13 protein-coding genes are annotated in these 16,739 nt (G+C 69.1%); 4 read left to right on the top strand and 9 right to left on the bottom strand.

What is annotated here, in order from left to right:
• Nucleotides 1-52: 52 nt before the first annotated feature.
• From Q5Z10_RS13010 to Q5Z10_RS12985, 6 genes are all read right to left on the bottom strand, one after another.
• A complete protein-coding gene (locus Q5Z10_RS13010; protein ID WP_303635850.1) occupies nt 53-3,163 on the bottom strand; it encodes an error-prone DNA polymerase in 3,111 nt (1,036 codons plus the stop codon).
• A gap of 6 nt (nt 3,164-3,169) precedes the next feature.
• Nucleotides 3,170-4,579 (bottom strand): Y-family DNA polymerase, encoded by a 1,410-nt coding sequence (locus Q5Z10_RS13005; protein ID WP_303635849.1) that lies wholly within the window; start codon nt 4,577-4,579, stop codon nt 3,170-3,172.
• Nucleotides 4,580-4,588: 9 nt separating this feature from the next.
• Complete coding sequence (imuA, locus tag Q5Z10_RS13000) at nt 4,589-5,203, bottom strand: translesion DNA synthesis-associated protein ImuA (RefSeq protein ID WP_303635848.1); 615 nt, start codon at nt 5,201-5,203, stop codon at nt 4,589-4,591.
• Between the two features lie 350 nt (nt 5,204-5,553).
• Nucleotides 5,554-6,561, bottom strand: coding sequence for a cyclase family protein (locus Q5Z10_RS12995; protein ID WP_303635847.1), 1,008 nt, complete (start codon nt 6,559-6,561; stop codon nt 5,554-5,556).
• 35 nt (nt 6,562-6,596) lie between these two features.
• A complete protein-coding gene (locus Q5Z10_RS12990) occupies nt 6,597-7,247 on the bottom strand; it encodes a DsbA family oxidoreductase (RefSeq protein WP_303635846.1) in 651 nt (216 codons plus the stop codon).
• Nucleotides 7,248-7,339: 92 nt separating this feature from the next.
• Nucleotides 7,340-8,245, bottom strand: coding sequence for a LysR family transcriptional regulator (locus tag Q5Z10_RS12985; protein ID WP_303635845.1), 906 nt, complete (start codon nt 8,243-8,245; stop codon nt 7,340-7,342).
• Nucleotides 8,246-8,419: 174 nt separating this feature from the next.
• On the opposite strand from Q5Z10_RS12985, the gene Q5Z10_RS12980 reads away from it, so the two are divergent.
• Nucleotides 8,420-9,307 (top strand): sterol desaturase family protein, encoded by an 888-nt coding sequence (locus Q5Z10_RS12980; RefSeq protein WP_303635844.1) that lies wholly within the window; start codon nt 8,420-8,422, stop codon nt 9,305-9,307.
• Nucleotides 9,308-9,316: 9 nt separating this feature from the next.
• On the opposite strand, the gene Q5Z10_RS12975 is transcribed toward Q5Z10_RS12980, so the two are convergent.
• Entirely contained in the window at nt 9,317-9,997 is a 681-nt protein-coding gene (locus tag Q5Z10_RS12975; RefSeq protein ID WP_303635843.1) for an AraC family transcriptional regulator, read from the bottom strand.
• 80 nt (nt 9,998-10,077) lie between these two features.
• Entirely contained in the window at nt 10,078-10,512 is a 435-nt protein-coding gene (locus Q5Z10_RS12970) for a VOC family protein (protein WP_303635842.1), read from the bottom strand.
• A gap of 339 nt (nt 10,513-10,851) precedes the next feature.
• Between Q5Z10_RS12970 and Q5Z10_RS12965 the strand changes: the two genes are divergently transcribed.
• A complete protein-coding gene (locus Q5Z10_RS12965) occupies nt 10,852-13,647 on the top strand; it encodes a beta-glucosidase family protein (RefSeq protein WP_303635841.1) in 2,796 nt (931 codons plus the stop codon).
• 189 nt (nt 13,648-13,836) lie between these two features.
• Here Q5Z10_RS12965 and Q5Z10_RS12960 read toward each other — a convergent pair whose 3' ends face one another.
• Nucleotides 13,837-14,742 carry a LysR family transcriptional regulator gene (locus Q5Z10_RS12960; protein ID WP_303635840.1) on the bottom strand — a complete coding sequence of 302 codons (906 nt, stop codon included), beginning with the start codon at nt 14,740-14,742 and terminating at the stop codon, nt 13,837-13,839.
• A 105-nt stretch (nt 14,743-14,847) separates the two neighbouring features.
• On the opposite strand from Q5Z10_RS12960, the gene Q5Z10_RS12955 reads away from it, so the two are divergent.
• Together Q5Z10_RS12955 and Q5Z10_RS12950 are read left to right on the top strand one after the other, a co-directional pair.
• On the top strand, nt 14,848-16,206 hold the full coding sequence (locus Q5Z10_RS12955) for an MFS transporter (RefSeq protein WP_303635839.1): 1,359 nt from the start codon (nt 14,848-14,850) through the stop codon (nt 16,204-16,206).
• Entirely contained in the window at nt 16,206-16,592 is a 387-nt protein-coding gene (locus tag Q5Z10_RS12950; RefSeq protein WP_303635838.1) for a DUF4440 domain-containing protein, read from the top strand. Before Q5Z10_RS12955 ends, Q5Z10_RS12950 begins: the two co-directional genes overlap by 1 nt.
• The last annotated feature ends 147 nt before the right edge of the window (nt 16,593-16,739 follow it).

Genomic DNA, 16,739 nt, shown 5'->3' with positions numbered 1-16,739 from the left:
ATAGCGGAAGCAGGCGGACAATAGCCAGTGCGCTGTGTGACGTTGTGTATCGTCAGTGGAAATCACGGCTGTGGCTGCGCAGTCCCTGCAGCAGTTCATCCAGGCAGAGCATGCGCTGCACGATGACATGCTGCACGCCATCGACGCGTTCCAGGCGGCCATCGATCTGCATCAGCCGGGTATCGACCAGCACGCGGTGCTGGCGGTCGGCCAGGTGCCGCCAGACCACCGCGTTGACCATGCCGGTTTCATCTTCCAGGGTGAGGAAGGTGACACCACTGGCGGTCTGCGGGCGCTGGCGCATGCGTACCAGACCGGCGATGCGTACGCGGCGGCCATGCTGCTGGCGGGCCAGTTGTGCGGCATCCAGGCAGCCGCGGCTGCGCAGCTGGCTGCGCAGGAACGACATCGGGTGGCGGCCGAGGGTGGTGCCGGTGCTGCGGTAATCGGCCTGCATGTCGTCCCAGGCGCTGGGCAGCGGCAATGCCACGCGGGCTTCGGCCGTGGCACGGGCCGGGTCGAACAACGGCAGGCGGTTCTCCACGCCGGAAATGTCCCAGCGCGCACGGTGGCGGTGGCCGCTGAGCCCACGCAATGCGCCGGCATCGGCCAGCAGGCCCTGCTGGCGGCGATCCAGCGCAGTGCGCTGGCACAGGTCGCCGACATCGTCGAAGGGACGCCGCGCGCGTTCGCGCAGGATGACCTGCACGGCCGCTTCGCTGCAGCCATCGATCAGGCGCAGGCCGAGCCGGATCGCGGCCGCGCCCTTGCTGAAATCCAGCGTGCAGTCCCAGTCGCTATGGCGCACGTCCACCGGCAGCACGGTGATGCCATGCCGGCGCGCGTCCTGCAGCAGCTGGTCGGGGCTGTAGAAGCCCAGCGGCTGGCTGTTGATCAGGCTGGCGGTGAATGCGGCCGGATGATGGCACTTCAGCCAGCAGCTGGCATAGGTGAGCAGGGCGAAGCTGGCGGCATGGCTTTCCGGGAAACCGTAATCGCCGAACCCCTTGATCTGCTCGAACAGGTGCTCGCCGTACTCGCGGCTGAAGCCGTTCTTCAACATGCCCGACAGCAGCTTCTCGCGATGCGGCTCCAGCCCGCCACGACGCTTCCACGCCGCCATCGAGCGGCGCAGCGCGTCGGCTTCGCCGGGGGTGTAGCCGGCCGCATCCACCGCCAGCTGCATCACCTGCTCCTGGAACAGCGGTACGCCCAGCGTCCGCGCGAACACGCGTTCAAGCTGCGGTGGGTAGAGCGGATTGTCCGGGTCGGTCAGTGCTTCAGGGCCTTGTTCGCGCAGGATCCGCCGTCGCTCCAGGTAGGGATGCACCATGTCGCCCTGGATCGGGCCGGGGCGCACGATCGCCACTTCGATCACCAGGTCATAGAACTCGCGCGGCTGCATGCGGGGCAGCATCGCCATCTGCGCGCGCGACTCGATCTGGAACACGCCGATGGTGTCGGCGGCGCTGATCATGTCGTAGGTCGGGGTGTCGTCGTCGGGGATCGCATCCATGCGACCACCGTGCAGGCCGTGCTGCTGCAGCATCGCCAGGCATTTGCGGATGGCGGTGAGCATGCCCAGCGCCAGGCAGTCGACCTTCATCAGGCCGGTGGCATCCAGGTCGTCCTTGTCCCACTGGATGACGGTACGGTCGGCCATCGCCGCGTTCTCCACCGGTACCAGGGTCGACAGTGGGTGCTCGGAAATCACGAAACCGCCGGGATGCTGCGACAGGTGGCGCGGGAAATCGATCAGTTCGGCGGTCAGCGCCAGCAGCCGCCGCATCAGCGGGGTCTCCGGATCGAAGCCGCGCTCGCGCAGGGTTTCCGGCAGCGGGATGTTGCCACCCCAGTGGTCCATCGCCGCGCCCAGTTCGTTGACCTGGTCCATCGGCAGGCCCAGCGCACGGGCCACGTCGCGGATCGCGCTGCGGCCGCGGTAGCTGATCGCTACTGCAGTCAACGCGGCACGTTCGCGGCCGTAGCGGTTGAACACATACTGCAGCACTTCCTCGCGGCGCTCGTGCTCGAAGTCGATGTCGATGTCCGGAGGTTCGTCGCGCTCGGCGGAGATGAAGCGCTCGAACAGCAGGTTGCTGCGTGCCGGATCGATCTCGGTCACGCCCAGCACGAAGCACACCGCCGAGTTGGCCGCCGAGCCGCGCCCCTGGCAGAGGATGCCCTGGCTGCGGGCGAAGCGCACGATGTCCTGCACGGTGAGGAAGTAGGAGGCGTAGTTCTTCTGCTTGATCAGTGCCAGTTCGTGCTCGATCTGCCTGCGTTGCGCCGGCTCGATGCCGTTCTCCCACCGCCACGGGACGCCACGCTCGACCAGCACGCGCAACCAGCTGTCCGGGTCATGCCCTTCCGGCACCAGCTCGCGCGGATAGGTGTACTGCAGCTGGTCCAGGGTGAAGCGGCAGCGCTCGGCGATGCGCAGGGTCTCGGCCAGCAGTTCGGGCGGGTACAGCCGGGCCAGCGCGGTGCGCCGGCGCAGGTGGCGTTCGCCGTTGGGGAACAGGCGCCAGCCGGCTTCGGCCACGCTGCAGCGGTGGCGGATCGCGGTCAGGGTGTCCTGCAGGGCGCGGCGGCGGCGCACATGCATGTGCACATCACCACTGGCCACCAGCGGCAGCCGGTGGCGCTCGCCGAAGGCCTGCAGCTGCTGCAGGCGGCGCGCGTCGTCGTGCTCGTGGTGCAGCTCCACCGCCAGCCACAGGCGATCGTTGAATCCGTCGCGCAGCAGCTGCAGGTCGGTGGCCGCCGGTTGCCGGTCCAGCCACAGGCACAACAGGCCGTCGGGAAGACCATGCAGATCCTCGCGCAGGCAACGGTAGCTGCCCTTGGCCGCGCGCCGCCGGCAGGTGGTGATCAGCTGGCACAGCCCGGCATAGGCGGCCTGGTCGGTGCACAGCAGGGCCAGTTTCGGCCCAGCCTCGACCTGGAATTCGGCGCCGACAATCAGCGCTACGCCATGCGTCTTCGCCGCCTGCCAGGCACGCACGATGCCGGCCAGCGAGCACTCATCGGTGATCGCCAGGGCGCGATAGCCCTGGCTGGCGGCGCGCGCGAACAGCTCCTCGGCGATGGACGCGCCGCGCTGGAAACTGAAGGCCGACAGGCAGTGCAGTTCGGCATAGCCGGGCAGTTCGCTGGGCATGGCGGTTCAACCGAACCAGCCGTGCAGCATCCACGGCGCATGCGGGTCGTTGCGGGCACGGAACGCCCAGCCGCGCTGGCCATGCGCGGTTTCCACCACGTAATAGTCGCGGCGTGCGTCGGCCTGGTCCCACCAGCCGGATTCGATCCGTTCCGGCCCGGCGACGATGCGCAGGCGCGGGTCGCGCAGCGGTTGTGGCGTGTCCAGCAGCCAGCCCGGGCGCAGTGGCCAGTATGCCGGTGGCTTGGCCGGTGGCTGGCTGCCACTGGCGCGCTCGGGGCGATGGTCGGCCTGTACCGCCAGCGGTTGCACGGCGTCATCGCCGAGCCGTGCGCGCAGGCGTTCGCGCAGCTGCGGCCACGGCATCGCCTGCGCCGGGCGGGTATCGAACAGGTCGCGTGCCGCTGGCACGAACGGCGGCAACTGTTCGGCCTGCAGGCGCAGCGCACGGCTGCCGGCGGGCAGGGCGAAGGCTTCCATGCGGTTGCGGGCGATCTCGAACAGCAGCGCGGCATCGCGCTCGGGTGCCAGCAGGCCGATGGTCAGGACGCTGGCCGGCAGCAGGTCGTGTTCGAAATGCAGGTCGAAACCCTGCACGCCACCATCGCGTGAGCACAGGAACGCGGCCAGATCCTGCAGCAGGCGCCGCAACGGGAACAACAGGGCCTGGCTGGATTCGATCTCGTACTCGAATTCGATGCGGGCATCGAAGCGGTCCGGGGGCTGGTAGTAGCGCAGCGGCGCGGCAGACAGGCCGCGCAGCGCGTCCAGCTGTTGCAGCACCTCGGGCGCGAAGCGCCGGGCCAGGCTGTCGCGCGGCAGATCGAAGGCGGCGCCGAGCGTGCGCAGGCCGGAACGGGCGAGTACGGTCACCGCATCGGCGGGCAGGCCGCTGCGCGCCAGCGGCAGTGCCGCCAGTGCGGCAGGCAACCGCTGCGCGTCGATGCCGAGGCCATCATGCACGTTGGCCAGCACGCGCGCGGCGTGCGGATTGGGCGCGGCCACCAGCCGATGGCGGAAGCCGAGCTCGTGCAGGCCGGTGCGCAGGCGCTGTTCGATCTGCAGCCAGTCACCGAACAGGGCGCGGCTGGCGCCGATTTCCAGCACCAGTGCATGCGGGAAATCCAGGCTGACCTGTGAGCTGATGGCATACAGCCAGCTGGCCAGCAGCTGCCGGGTGTGCTGTTCGGCCCTGGGATCGTAGTCGTGCAGATGCAGGTCCTGCACCAGCACCTGCGCGGCCGACAGCAGCATGCCCGGGCGCAGGCCCGCTGCCCGCGCGGCCGGGCTGACCGCACGCAGCACGCGGCGCTGTGCCGGCCCCTGCAGCAGCACCAGCGGCCGCTGCGGATCCGGCAGCTGGCGCAGCACGCTGTCCAGCGCCAGCTGCGGCAACAACAGGCAGGCCCAGTGCATGCTGCGGCCTCAGTGGGCGATGGCCAGCGGCAACGGCTGCGCCGGCGGCAGCCCGCCGCGGCACTTCAGCACGCGCACCTGGCCGTGATCGAGCTGCAGGCGCAGGCTGGCCGGGGACGGGTTGCGCGCCGCGCGCGCCTCGCGGAACACGAAGCCCAGGCATTGCCCGCTGTCGGCGGCCACCTGCAGGCGGCGCAGGGAACGATCATCGGCCTGCTGCGGCCAGCACAGTACTGCCGCGCAGGCGGCCGAGCGCAGGCATTGTTCGGCTGCCCACAGCGCCTGCCTGGGCGCGGCGTGGACGATCTGCAACTGGGCCAGATCGAGCCCCGCCGCGGCCCAGGCCGGGGCATGGGGACGATACGGTGGTGCGATCAGCACGATCGGGCGATCGCGCTGGCTCAGCCTGGCCAGCGCCGGCCAGACCAGCGCCAGCTCACCCACCCCGGGCGCGCCCTGCAGCACCTCGCACAGCCCGCTGGCCGGCCAGCCGCCACCGGGCAGGCGCGCGTCCAGCGCGGGGTGGCCGCTGGCCAGATGGTCACTGGCCAGCCCCTGGCGGGCCGGGCCGCGCCATAGCTGGCGGCCGTCCAGCAGGCGGTCGAGGGCGACGACCGCACCCATCAGCCGGTCCTCCAAGGGAGGGGCCGGGCAGGCTGGAGGCGGCAGAAGTGGGCGGGAACGGCAGGCATGGAGCGAGTATCGACAGGCCGGTATCAGGGGCTGAGACCGGACATGCTACTCGCGTTGTGAGTAGAATTACTAATGAAATCGGAAGGGCGGGTTTCAGGTTGCTGAAGGGGTGACGCATCCACCGATGGCGTGGATGCGGGAAGCAAGACCGGGTAGAACCCGCCCTGTATGGATGCGGGAAAACGGTGCCGACCGTGGTCGGCACCCACCCATCGGCGCCGGTCCGAAGCGGCCGCTGCGCCCGCCGGGCATGGCCCGGCGCTACCGGGTGCGCGCCCCGGTTACGGGTGTACCGGCAGCGCGACCGGACGCAGCGGGGCGGCATCGCCGCCGCGGATCTTCAGCGGGCCGCCGATGAAGGCGAACTCATAGACCTTGTCGCGGGCCAGTTCGTCCAGCGCCACCAGCTCGATGATCGGCGCACCCTGCTGGGCGAGCAGGTAGGTGTGCAGCGGCACGTAGTCGTCGGACACCTCCGAGGGGAAGGTCTCGAAGCTGAGGTTGTCGGCGCCGACGATCATCGCGCCGCTGTCCTCGACCAGGAAGCGCGCTGCGTCCAGGCCCATGCCCGGCGGATTGGCCATGTACGCCTTGGGCTGTTCGAACAGGCGCATGCGGCCGGTGCGGATCAGCACGATGTCACCCTGCTGCAGCTTCACCTGCTGGCGTGCCAGCGCATCCTTCAGGTCCTGGCGGGTGACGCGGTAGCTGTCCGGCAGCATGTCCACGCCCTTGGCGCCGGCCACGTCGATCAGCACGCCGCGCGCGATCAGCGGCGGGAACTTCTCGATGCCGGTGACGTTCCAGCCGCGATCGCCGAGGTGCTTGTCGGCCTCGAAGCCGTTCCAGATCTTTCCATGGATGCCGAAGTGGTTCAGCGCATCGATATGGGTGCCGGTGTGGCTGTACATCGAGAACGCGGTGCCGGTGTAGCTGCGGGTGAGGTTCATGGTCTCACCCACGCCCATCGGATCGTCCATCACCGTGCCGCGCGGGGTATGGGTCATCCAGAACTGGTAGTGCGGGTCGCCGGCGTCCTGCCAGCTCGGCATGCCGACGTAGTACTCGGTGGCCAGGTCATAGGCCTTGCCGCCGCTGACCCGCGACAGGATGGCCGCACGCGAGGCGTCGGTGATCAGGTTGAGGCGGCCGATCTCGTCCTTCGGCCCCCAGGGACTGGTGCCGACCTGCTGGCCGGAAGGAACGCGTTCGTGTGCGCAGACAGCGGTGGAGGCGGCGGTGCCGGCCAGCAGCAGGGCCAGCGCGGCAGCCAGGGTACGTGGGGTCATGGGGAATCTCCTTGCGGGGTGGGGGACGGTGCGGCTCAGGCCGCGACCAGGGACGCCAGGACCTGGCGCAGTTGCGGCAGCGGCAGGGTCTGCAGGCGCAGGCCGTTGCCGCCGATCACGGTGGGAATGGAACGGATGCCGAGAGCAGCGGCTTCGGCGCGATCGGCCTGCACGCGCTGGCGCACGTCGTCGCTGCGCATCAGGTCGGCGAAGATCGCGCGTGGATGGCCCAGTGCTTCGGCGATGTCCAGCAGCACTTCGGCGTCGCCGATGTTGCGGTGCTGGTGCAGGTGCGCCCACTGCACGGCATCGAACATCAGGCCATGGGCCTCATTGCCGCCGAGCAGCCCTGCGGCCTGGCAGGCCAGTGCGCCGAGCCAGCCGGAGGGATACTCGAAGTCCCGTGCACGCATGCCTTCGATATCGATGCGCGCGGTGTCCTCATGCGCGGCGCAGTCGGCCCAGTGGCGCAGGATGGTCGCCTTGGCGCGTTCCATCGAGCCGAACACCTCGACCATCTGCGCGCGCGAGTCCTGCAGCACGAAGCTGCGGTGGCGTACCTGGATGCCGAGTTCGGCCGACACCTGCTGCAGGCGCGGGGCCAGCACGAAGCACCAGCCGCAGACCACGTCGTGGAAGAAATCGACCACCGGCGCTGCGGTGGCGGGGGAGGAAACGGAGGACATCTGCCTGCCATCGGTGAGAGGGGAGGCGGCAGAGTAGGCAGTGCGGCGCGGCCGAAACAGCGCGCCGCGGGCAGCTCAGTATTCGCTGGTGGTTACGAATCCAGGCCGGCGCAGGCCGGCAGCTCGGCGTGCAGGAAATCGATGAAGGCGCGCACCTTCGGCTGCAGGTGGCGCGAGGTGGGATAGACCGCATGCACGAAGCGTGGCGGATAGCGGTGGTCGGGCAGCACCTGCCGCAGGCTGCCGTTGGCCAGCGCCGGTGCGGCCAGGAACGAGGGCAGGGCACCGATGCCCATGCCGGCCACCAGCAGGTCACGCAGCAGCAGGCTGTTGTTGACGGTGACGCGTGCCGGCAGGGTGATCGTCACCTGGCCATCGGGGCCGAGCAGCGGCCAGCTGCCGGGCGAGTCGGACAGGCTGTAGGCCAGCACGCTGTGCGCCTGCAGATCGTCCACCGCCTGCGGTGCCGGGTGCTGCTGCAGGTAGGACGGGGCCGCGCACAGTACCTGCTGCAGCGAGGCCAGCCGGCGTGCTACCAGCCGCGAATCGTCCAGCTCGGCGCGCAGCCGCAGCGACACGTCGAAGCCTTCGCCGACCGCATCCAGCAGGCGGTCTTCCATCACCAGGTCCAGCGACAGCTGCGGATGCTGCTGCAGGAAGCGCGGCAGCAGCGGCGACAGCGTGCTCAGCGCGAACGACTGTGGCGCATTGATCCGCAGGCGCCCGGCCACCTCGCCACGCTGTTCGGCGATGCCACGTTCCAGAGCCTCCAGCTCGTCGAGCAGGCGGCAGCACTCGCGGTAATAGGCATGGCCGGTTTCGGTCAGGCTCATGCGCCGGGTGGTCCGCTGCAGCAGCACCACGCCCAGGTGCGTTTCCAGCGTGCGCAGCTGCTTGCTCAGCCCGGCCGGCGACATGCCCAGGTCTTCGGCGGCGCGGGCCAGCCCGCCACGTTCGACGATGCGGCGGAAGGCGCGCATCAGGTTGAAGGAATCCATGCCGGCCCCGGGCGCGATGAGGGCGCCATTGTAGATCCCCGCCAGGCGTGGGTGGGCGGAGGTGTGCCGGCGATGATGGGCACCGGTCAGCGGCGAGCCGGGTTGCGCCGTTTGTTCAAGCCCCGGCCCCGCATGCGGGGCCAGCATGCAGGCCCCTCACTTCCCGGGTTGCCCATGAAGCGCTGGATCCTGCGCCTGTATGCACCGTTGTTCCTGTCTGGTTTTCTCGTCACCGCCATTGTATGGGTCGGTCACCGGCACGGTGATCCGCTGTGGCTGCTGGCCTTTCTCGCGGTCGCCATTGCGTTCTCGTTCGCTGCCGAACGCGCATGGCCGTACGACCCGGCGTTCAATCACGGCCAGGGCGACGGGGTACGCGATGCGCTGCACGCGCTGGTCAATGAAGGCCTGAATCTGCTGTCGATCGCCGCGGTGCCTCTGCTGGCGGCGATCATTCCCTGGCGGGTCTGGCCGGCGCAGTGGCCGTTCGCGCTGCAGGTGCTGCTGGCCATCATCGCCGCCGACCTCGGTATCACCCTGGTGCATTACGCCAGCCATCGCATCGGCTGGTTGTGGCGGTTGCATGCCGTGCACCACAGCGTGACCCGCATGTATGGCTTCAACGGATTGATGAAACACCCGTTGCACCAGGCCGCCGAAGCGGTGGGAGGCGTACTGCCACTGCTGTTGCTGGGACTGCCGATGCCGGTGGCGGCGGTACTGGCGTTCGCCATTGCCATCCAGCTGCTGCTGCAGCATTCCAACGTGGACATGCACCCGGGCATGTTGGGCCGGGTGATGGCATGGGCACCGCTGCACCGCTTCCACCACATGCGCTACGGCACGGCTGGCGATGTCAATTTCGGTTTGTTCCTCACAGTGTGGGATCACCTGCTGGGGACCGCATTCGATGCGCCGGACTATCGCCTTGGCCAACGTGACCTGGGCATCGGCAGCCAGCCCGACTACCCGCGCGGCTATGCCGGGCAGTTGTCGGCGCCGTTCCGTGAACTGCCGCATGGCGATGTACCGGAACTGCCGGAAGGCCTGCGTCGACGATGAGCGCAGGCGTCAGGCCATGCGCAGTTGCAGGCCCTGCAGCTGCGCTGCGCCGATGCCGAACATGCGGTGCAGGTTGCGCGAGAGATGCGCCAGATCGGCAAAGCCGGCCGCATGTGCGCTGCGGGTCAGACTGTGGCCAGCCAGATGCTGCGACAGGGCCAGGCGCAGCCGTTGCCACAGCACCCAGCCGCGCAGCGTCACCGCCAGATCGGCCTGGAAACGCCGATGCAGTTGGCTGGTCGACAGGTGTGCGGCATGGGCAATATCGGCAGCCGATATCGGGCCGGGCAGATGGTGACGGATGCGCGAGATGGCCGCCTGCAGGCGGCGGTCCAGCGGCTGGGGCGTACTGAGCACGGGCAGCCAGCGCAGCAGCCCGGCCGGGGTGATGGGTAACGCATCCAGATGCTGCTGGATCTGCCCGATGTCGGCATGGCCAGGCTCAAGAAACACCGTGCAGCCTTCCTGTGGTGCCGACACGATCGCGTGCGGCTGGAAGGAGGGAAGCCACAGGCGTTGCCCCTGCTGCAGCACGCCATCGACCTTGATCTTCCAGGGTGCGTCTGCGCTCAACAGCAGCTGATGGGCGTAGTGCGCGTGCGTATCGCTGTCACCGGCGTGGCCGTGCAGCACGGCCACGTGCGCATCCAGCAGCAACGTGCCGTTCCAGGGGAGAGCGGGGTGGGGCATGCAGGCATTGTAGATCTCCCTTCTGCATGGAGGGCACGCGCAGTGGGTTCATGTGCAAGGCATTCCCCCATGCTGTGGATTCATCTGCCCTGGGAGTCCGGGCGGTGATGCACATACTCCACTACCGTGCCATCGGGATGCACCGCATTGAACGCCGCGCCGGTCGGTACCACCTGCAGCGGGACAATGATCTCGGCCCCGGCGGCGACCAACCTGTCGTGATAAGGACGCACATCATCGACCAGCAGTGTGCCGGTGGTCGAGGTGAACGGTGCCAGCGCGTCATCGCAGCCCTCGATCAGCAGGAATGCGCCGACCATGGCCAGGCGCAACCCGGCTTCGGGAAACGGGAAGCCGGCATCGGCGACCACACCCTGCAGCTGTTCGTAGAAGGCGACACTGCGCTCCAGCTCACCGGGGGCGACGAATACCCGTATCAGCACGCGCGGACTGCGTTGGCTGGAGGTATCACAGCGGTCGCGCCAGAGATGATCGAAGTCGCGGTGTACGGTCATGGGCGGAGGGAGGTGCCGGGAGACGCCCCCATTATCGGCAGCACCGGGCAGCCCGCTGATGACGGCCGGTGATGGCCTGATAACCGCGGCGCAGGCCGCGCCTGTGACTTAGGTCCTGTTGACAGCGATGAACGCCCTCGCACAATCTTCACATGATGGGCCGCTCTGCGCGGCCCGGGCGGTTCGGTTGTCACGCACGGGAGGAGGGTCCCGCGCGCAGACCGGCCTGCCCTCTGGCCTGCAAGGCGTTGCCCGGCAACGCTTGCGCGGCATGACGCTGCACCCTTCGGCGGCACTTTCCCTGGACCGATTGCCTTGGCAACGGAATTACGCCCGCTGATGAAAACGTTTACAAAGCCGCTCGCCCTGTCCCTGGCCCTGTCTGCCGTGCTGGCCGCCCCGGCCTGGGCCGACCCGGCCGCCTTCACCGTACTGACCCTGGAACAGGCACCGGCACCGGAGGCGATGCCGGCCCTGGCCGCCCAGTTGAAGACCCTGCAGGTGGACGCGGTCAGCGTGCGCCAGGTGCAGCGCGACATCGGCCAGGTCGATCCGCTGCAGCTGCTGGCCGATGGCCTGGGCTACCAGTACCGCTTCATCACCGCCGGCAAGGATGATGGGCAGACCCAGCGCGGCCAGGCCGTGCTGACCCGGCTGCCGATCGCGGCCGAATCCGGTCCGGGCCAGCCGGGCCTGAACTACCTGCGCCTGGATGATGGCCGCCATGCCGTGGCGGTCTATACCGACGCCGGTGCCGTTGCCACGCAGCTGCCGGCGCTGGTGTCGCGCTCGCGGCTGGGTGCGCCGGCCGTGCTGCTCGGCGCGGTGGCGGCCGAGTCGGCCAAGGCCGCCGGTTTCGACCCGGCACGCGTGGCGCTGGAAGCCGATGCCAGCTACTTCAGCGATGGTTTCCAGGCGGCCAGCAGTGCACCGTTCAAGGTGGAAGGCAGCACCCTGCGCGCCACTCTGCTGACCCTGGCCTATGCCGCCGACAAGGGCGGTGAACGGCCGTGGATGGACGCCACGCTCAGCGCCGATGCACGCGCAGCGCTGCTGCTGAAGGCGATGACCGAAGACGAGAAGTTCCAGATGCTGCACAGCTACTTCGGGCTGGGCAAGGATGGCGGCAAGCTGCCGGAAGGCGCGGTGGGGTCGGCCGGCTTCGTGCCGGAAGTGGCGCGCCTGGGCATTCCCTCGCAGCAGTCGGCCGATGCCGGCGTGGGCGTGACCAATCCGGGCGGCATCCGTCCGGGCGACTTCGCCACGGCCATGCCCTCGGGCCCGTCCACCGCGTCCACCTGGAACCGTGCGGTCGCCTTTGCCGGCGGCGCAACCATGGGCCGCGAGGCGTGGCAGCAGCGCTTCAACATCCTGCTGTCGGGCAGCGTCAACCTGCAGCGCGACCCGCGCAATGGCCGCAATTTCGAATATGCCGGTGAAGATCCGCTGCTGGCCGGTTCGATGGTGGGCGCGGTCATCCAGGGCGTGCAGAGCCAGCACGTGATCTCCTCGATGAAGCACTTCGCGCTGAACGACATGGAGACCCGCCGCAATTTCCACGACGTGCGCATCGGCGAACAGGCCATGCACGAATCGGATCTGCTGGCCTTCGAGATCGCACTGGAAGCCGGTCGCCCGGGCGTGGCGATGTGCTCGTACAACAAGATCAACGGCACCTACGGCTGCGAGAACGGCTACCTGATGAACCAGGTGCTGAAGCAGGAATGGAAGTTCCCCGGTTTCGTGATGTCCGACTGGGGCGGCGTGCACAGCGGTTCGAAGGCGGCGCTGGCCGGCCTGGACCAGCAGTCGGCCGGCGAAGTGTTCGACGCGGCGGTGTTCTTCGACGAGCCGCTGCGCCTGGCCGTGCACGGCGGCGTGGTGCCGATGGAGCGCCTGAACGACATGGTGGCGCGCATCCTGCGCACGATGTTCCTGCACGGCAACTTCGACAACCCGCCGCAGCACCAGAAGGTGGATGCCGAGGCTGGCTTTGCCGTGGCCCAGCGCACGGTGGAAGAGGGCAGCGTGCTGCTGCGCAATGAAGGCAACCTGCTGCCGCTGGCCGACAGCGTGAAGCGCATCGTCATCATCGGCGGCCATGCCGACAAGGGCGTGATCGGCGGCGGTGGTTCGTCGATGGTGGGCGTGACCGCCAAGGGCACCAACGCGGTGCCGGGCGTGCTGCCGACCACCTGGCCGGGCCCGGTGATCTTCCACCCGTCCTCGCCGTTGGAATCGCTGCGCGCTGCGCGCCCGGATGCGCGCATCGAGTACGTGGACGGCAGCAATGCCGCCGCTGCGGCCAAGGCCGCCGCGCAGGCCGACGTCGCCATCGTGTTCGCCACCCAGTGGGCCGCCGAATCGGTGGACCTGCCGGACATGCAGCTGCCGGACAACCAGGACGCACTGATCTCGGCGGTGGCCAAGGCCAACCCGAAGACCGTGCTGGTGCTGGAAACCAACGGCCCGGTGCGCACCCCGTGGCTGGCGCAGGTGCCGGCGCTGCTGCAGGCCTGGTACCCGGGCATCCGCGGTGGTGAGGGCATTGCCGCGCTGCTGACCGGCCAGGCCAACCCCTCCGGTCGCCTGCCGGTGACCTGGGTGGTGGACGAATCGCAGCTGCCGCGTCCGCACATCGATGGCCTCGGCTTCAAGCCGGCCAAGCCGTTCGGTGATGTGTTCGATTTCGATATCGAAGGTGCCAACGTCGGCTACAAGTGGATGGCGGCCAAGGGCCTGACCCCGACCTTCGCGTTCGGCCACGGTCTGTCCTACACCTCGTTCGCCTACGAGAACCTGAAGGTGAGCGTGGAAGGTTCGCGCCTGGTTGCCAGCGTCGACATCCGCAACACCGGCAAGCGCGCCGGTGCCGACGTGGCCCAGCTGTACCTGAAACTGCCGGCCGGCAGCACCACGCCGATCCGCTTGATCGGCTACGACAAGGTGGAGCTGCAGCCGGGCGAACAGCGCCGCATCCGCATCGAAGCCGAGCCGAAGACCCTGGCCCATTACGATGCGCAGGCCCGCCAGTGGAAGATCGACGGCGGCACCTACCAGGTGCAGCTGTCGCGCAACGCGGCCGAACCGCTGCAGAGCGTGAACGTGCAGCTGGTGGAGCAGGTGCTGCGCTGATACTGCAGGTTGTTGATGCTTTGAAGATGCGGCCCCGAACGGGGCCGTGTCTGTTTCAAGGGCGGCCGCTGCGCTCGCCGGGCATGGCCCGGCGCTACCGGGATGCTGCCGCTGTGCTCGCCGGGCATGGCCCGGCGCTACCGGGGGACATGCCTGGGTAGCGCCGGGCCATGCCCGGCGGGTGCGTCATCAGCCGGGTGTGCCGCCGAACCAGCCACGCAGGAAATCGATCAGCTGCCGCACCTTCGGTGAGGGCTGCGTGCTGTGTGGGTAGACCGCGTACACGCTCTGCTGCGGGAAGCGGTGCTGGCGCAGCACCGGGCGCAGCCGGTCCTGGGCCAGGTCGTCCTCGATCAGCCAGCGTGGCAGCACGGTGACCCCGGCACCGGCCACGGCAAAGGCACGCAGGCTGCTGGCGCCATCCACGCGCACCACCGCATTGCCCGGGTTGGTGGCGAACCGCGCATCGCTGCCATCGGGGGCGACCACCGGTACATCGGCCAGGCGCGGGTAGCCCAGGCGGGGCAGGGTGCCCAGCTGCACCGGATCATCGGCGACGTCGGCCGAGGGCAGGCGGGCCAGCAGCGAAGGGGCCGCCACCGCACACAGCGGGTGCCGTTCCAGTTCGCTGGCATGCAGCCCCGAATCGGGCAGGCGGCCGAGGCGGATCGCCAGATCGAAACGTTCCGGAATCAGGTCGGCCGGCGCCGGTGAGGTCGACAGATGCAGCTGCAGGGCCGGGTGACGTGCGCGGAAGGCCTCCAGTGCGGGAACCAGGCGCAGCTGGGCGTACTCCGGCGTGGTGGTCAGGCGCAGCACGCCCTGCAGCTGGTGCTGGTCGCGGCGCGCCGCACTGATCGCGGCCTGCGCGGCGTCCAGCGCCTGCACGCAGTGCTGCAGGAACTGCTCGCCGGCCTCGGTCAGGGCCAGATGGCGGGTACTGCGCAGCAGCAGGGTCACACCCAGTTCCTGCTCCAGCCGCTTCAGGTTGAAGCTGACCACCGCGCGGCTGAGGCCGAGGCGGTCGGCGGCGGCGGTCAGGCTGCCGGCCTCGACCACGGCGCGGAAGATGTCGAAGCGATCGAGGCTGACCATGGGACGCCAGTGTCAAAAAGTATTTGACAGTGTTGCAGCTGTCGTCGTGTTTTTCCAACAAGGTCCGGACGGCATGCTGGCCGCTTCCCTGCCGGAGCGTTGCCGATGCCATCCCCCCGCCTGCGCCATGAAGTGATCTTCCTGCTGGTGTTCGCTCTGGATCTGGTCAACATGTTCATCGCCACGGTGGCCTATCCGGCGCTGGCGGCGGAACTGCATGCCGACGTCGCTACCCTGGCCTGGGTCGGCACCGCCTACATGCTCGGCCTGAGCGTGGTGATTCCGTTGGCGCCGTGGCTGGCCGCACGCTGTGGCGAGCGCCGCCTGCTGCTGGTGGCCTTGCTGCTGTTCGCGGGCGCCGCCGCACTGGCAGGTGCCGCACCGGGCATCGGCTGGCTGCTGGGCTGGCGCCTGCTGCAGGGGTTGGCTGGCGGGCTGCTGATTCCGGTGGCGCAGGCGGCGGCCTACCGGCAGTGCACGCCCGACCAGCGTGGCGCGCTGACCCGCCGCATCCTGCTGGTGGCACTGCTGGTACCCGCCCTGGCGCCGGCACTCGGCGGGCTGCTGGTGCAATGGTTGTCCTGGCGCGGGGTGCTCTGGGCCAGCCTGCCACTGGCGGTGATGGCCATCGGGCTGGTGCTGGCCTGGATGCCGGCCGATGGCACGCGCAGTACACCGCGCCTGCAGGCCTATGCGCTGTCCACCGCGATGCTGGCGCTGGGCGCACTGCTGCTGGCGCTGACCTGGCTGGGCGAACCGGGCCGTCGGGGCGCCGGCGCCGTACTGCTGCTGATCGCAGCCTTGCTGGCGGCGGCCCACCTGCAGCACGCACGCAGGCAGGCGCAGCCACTGCTGCGCTGGTCGCTGCTGTCCCATCGCGGCCTGCGCATGGCCATGCTGGTGTACCTGGCAGTGCCGGGCGTGTTCATCGGCAGCCAGCTGGCCAGCACGCTGCAGCTGCACCAGGCCGGTTACCGCGCCGCGCACATCGGCGCGCTGATGCTGCCGTGGGCGCTGGCCTCGGCCATGGCGATCACCGCCAGCAAACGCCTGCTGGCCCGCTTCGGCCCGGCCACGGTACTGCGCGCGGGCATGATCCTGCAGGCCAGCGGCCTGCTGTTGATGGCGCTGCTGCCACAGCCAGGCTTTATCGTTGCTGCACTGCTGTTCGCACTGATGGGGGCGGGTGGAAGCCTGTGCAGCAGCACCGCGCAGACACTGGCCTTCCATGGGGTGGAAGGCGAAGCGCTGGGTGATGCCAGTGCGCTGTGGAATCTCAATCGCCAGCTCAGTTTCTGCCTGGGTACCGCTGCGATCGCCCTGCTGCTGGCGCTGGCGACGCAGGGGTTGCCCGCCCATGCCACCGGCGTGGCGCTGGGGCTGGCCGCTGTACTGACCCTGCTGCCGATGGCTCTGCTGCGCCGGCCACAACTGCTCACTCTTTCGCAACCGGAGAACACCTGATGGATACCACTGCCGAACATGAAATCCACGCTCTGCACGACAAGCTGCAGGCCTGGTTCCGCGCCGAGGTCGGTGTCGATGCACTGGATGAGCTGATGGCGCATTTCTGCGCGGACTTCAGCATGGTCGGTATCGCTGGCCGCAGGCTGGACCGTGCGGCGGTGCAGACGTTGTTCGTGGGTGGCCATGGCGCGCGGCCGGGGCTGCAGATCTCCATCGAAGCCGTGCAGGCGCTGGACGCGTCCTCATCGCTGGCGATGCTGCGCTACCGCGAAGGGCATTCGATCGACGGTGGCACGCCGGCATGGCGGGAGTCGCTGGCGGTACTGCGCCAGGAGCAGGGGCGTTGGCGATGGCTGGCGCTGCATGAGGTTCAAGCGGGTTGATGGATCCGCCGGGCATGGCCCGGCGCTACCGTGGTTGGCCGTGAACGGGCCGTGCCGGCGAGCGCAGTAATCCGGTAGCGCCGGGCCATGCCCGGCGAGCGCAGCGGCACCAAGGCGCACATGTGCCATCAGTCCTGCCTGGATCCG

The sequence above is a fragment of the Stenotrophomonas sp. 704A1 genome (assembly GCF_030549525.1).
In the GTDB taxonomy this organism is placed as follows: domain Bacteria; phylum Pseudomonadota; class Gammaproteobacteria; order Xanthomonadales; family Xanthomonadaceae; genus Stenotrophomonas; species Stenotrophomonas tuberculopleuritidis.
Note: the sequence above shows the minus strand (reverse complement) of the source record. Positions and strands in the feature narration are given on the sequence as shown.

Coding starts and splice junctions, on each gene's coding strand:
- Q5Z10_RS13010 (WP_303635850.1), bottom strand. CDS start 3,163: ATGCCCAGCGAACTGCCCGGCTATGCCGAACTGCACTGCCTGTCGGCC.
- Q5Z10_RS13005 (WP_303635849.1), bottom strand. CDS start 4,579: ATGCACTGGGCCTGCCTGTTGTTGCCGCAGCTGGCGCTGGACAGCGTG.
- imuA (WP_303635848.1), bottom strand. CDS start 5,203: ATGGGTGCGGTCGTCGCCCTCGACCGCCTGCTGGACGGCCGCCAGCTA.
- Q5Z10_RS12995 (WP_303635847.1), bottom strand. CDS start 6,561: ATGACCCCACGTACCCTGGCTGCCGCGCTGGCCCTGCTGCTGGCCGGC.
- Q5Z10_RS12990 (WP_303635846.1), bottom strand. CDS start 7,247: ATGTCCTCCGTTTCCTCCCCCGCCACCGCAGCGCCGGTGGTCGATTTC.
- Q5Z10_RS12985 (WP_303635845.1), bottom strand. CDS start 8,245: ATGGATTCCTTCAACCTGATGCGCGCCTTCCGCCGCATCGTCGAACGT.
- Q5Z10_RS12980 (WP_303635844.1), top strand. CDS start 8,420: ATGAAGCGCTGGATCCTGCGCCTGTATGCACCGTTGTTCCTGTCTGGT.
- Q5Z10_RS12975 (WP_303635843.1), bottom strand. CDS start 9,997: ATGCCCCACCCCGCTCTCCCCTGGAACGGCACGTTGCTGCTGGATGCG.
- Q5Z10_RS12970 (WP_303635842.1), bottom strand. CDS start 10,512: ATGACCGTACACCGCGACTTCGATCATCTCTGGCGCGACCGCTGTGAT.
- Q5Z10_RS12965 (WP_303635841.1), top strand. CDS start 10,852: ATGAAAACGTTTACAAAGCCGCTCGCCCTGTCCCTGGCCCTGTCTGCC.
- Q5Z10_RS12960 (WP_303635840.1), bottom strand. CDS start 14,742: ATGGTCAGCCTCGATCGCTTCGACATCTTCCGCGCCGTGGTCGAGGCC.
- Q5Z10_RS12955 (WP_303635839.1), top strand. CDS start 14,848: ATGCCATCCCCCCGCCTGCGCCATGAAGTGATCTTCCTGCTGGTGTTC.
- Q5Z10_RS12950 (WP_303635838.1), top strand. CDS start 16,206: ATGGATACCACTGCCGAACATGAAATCCACGCTCTGCACGACAAGCTG.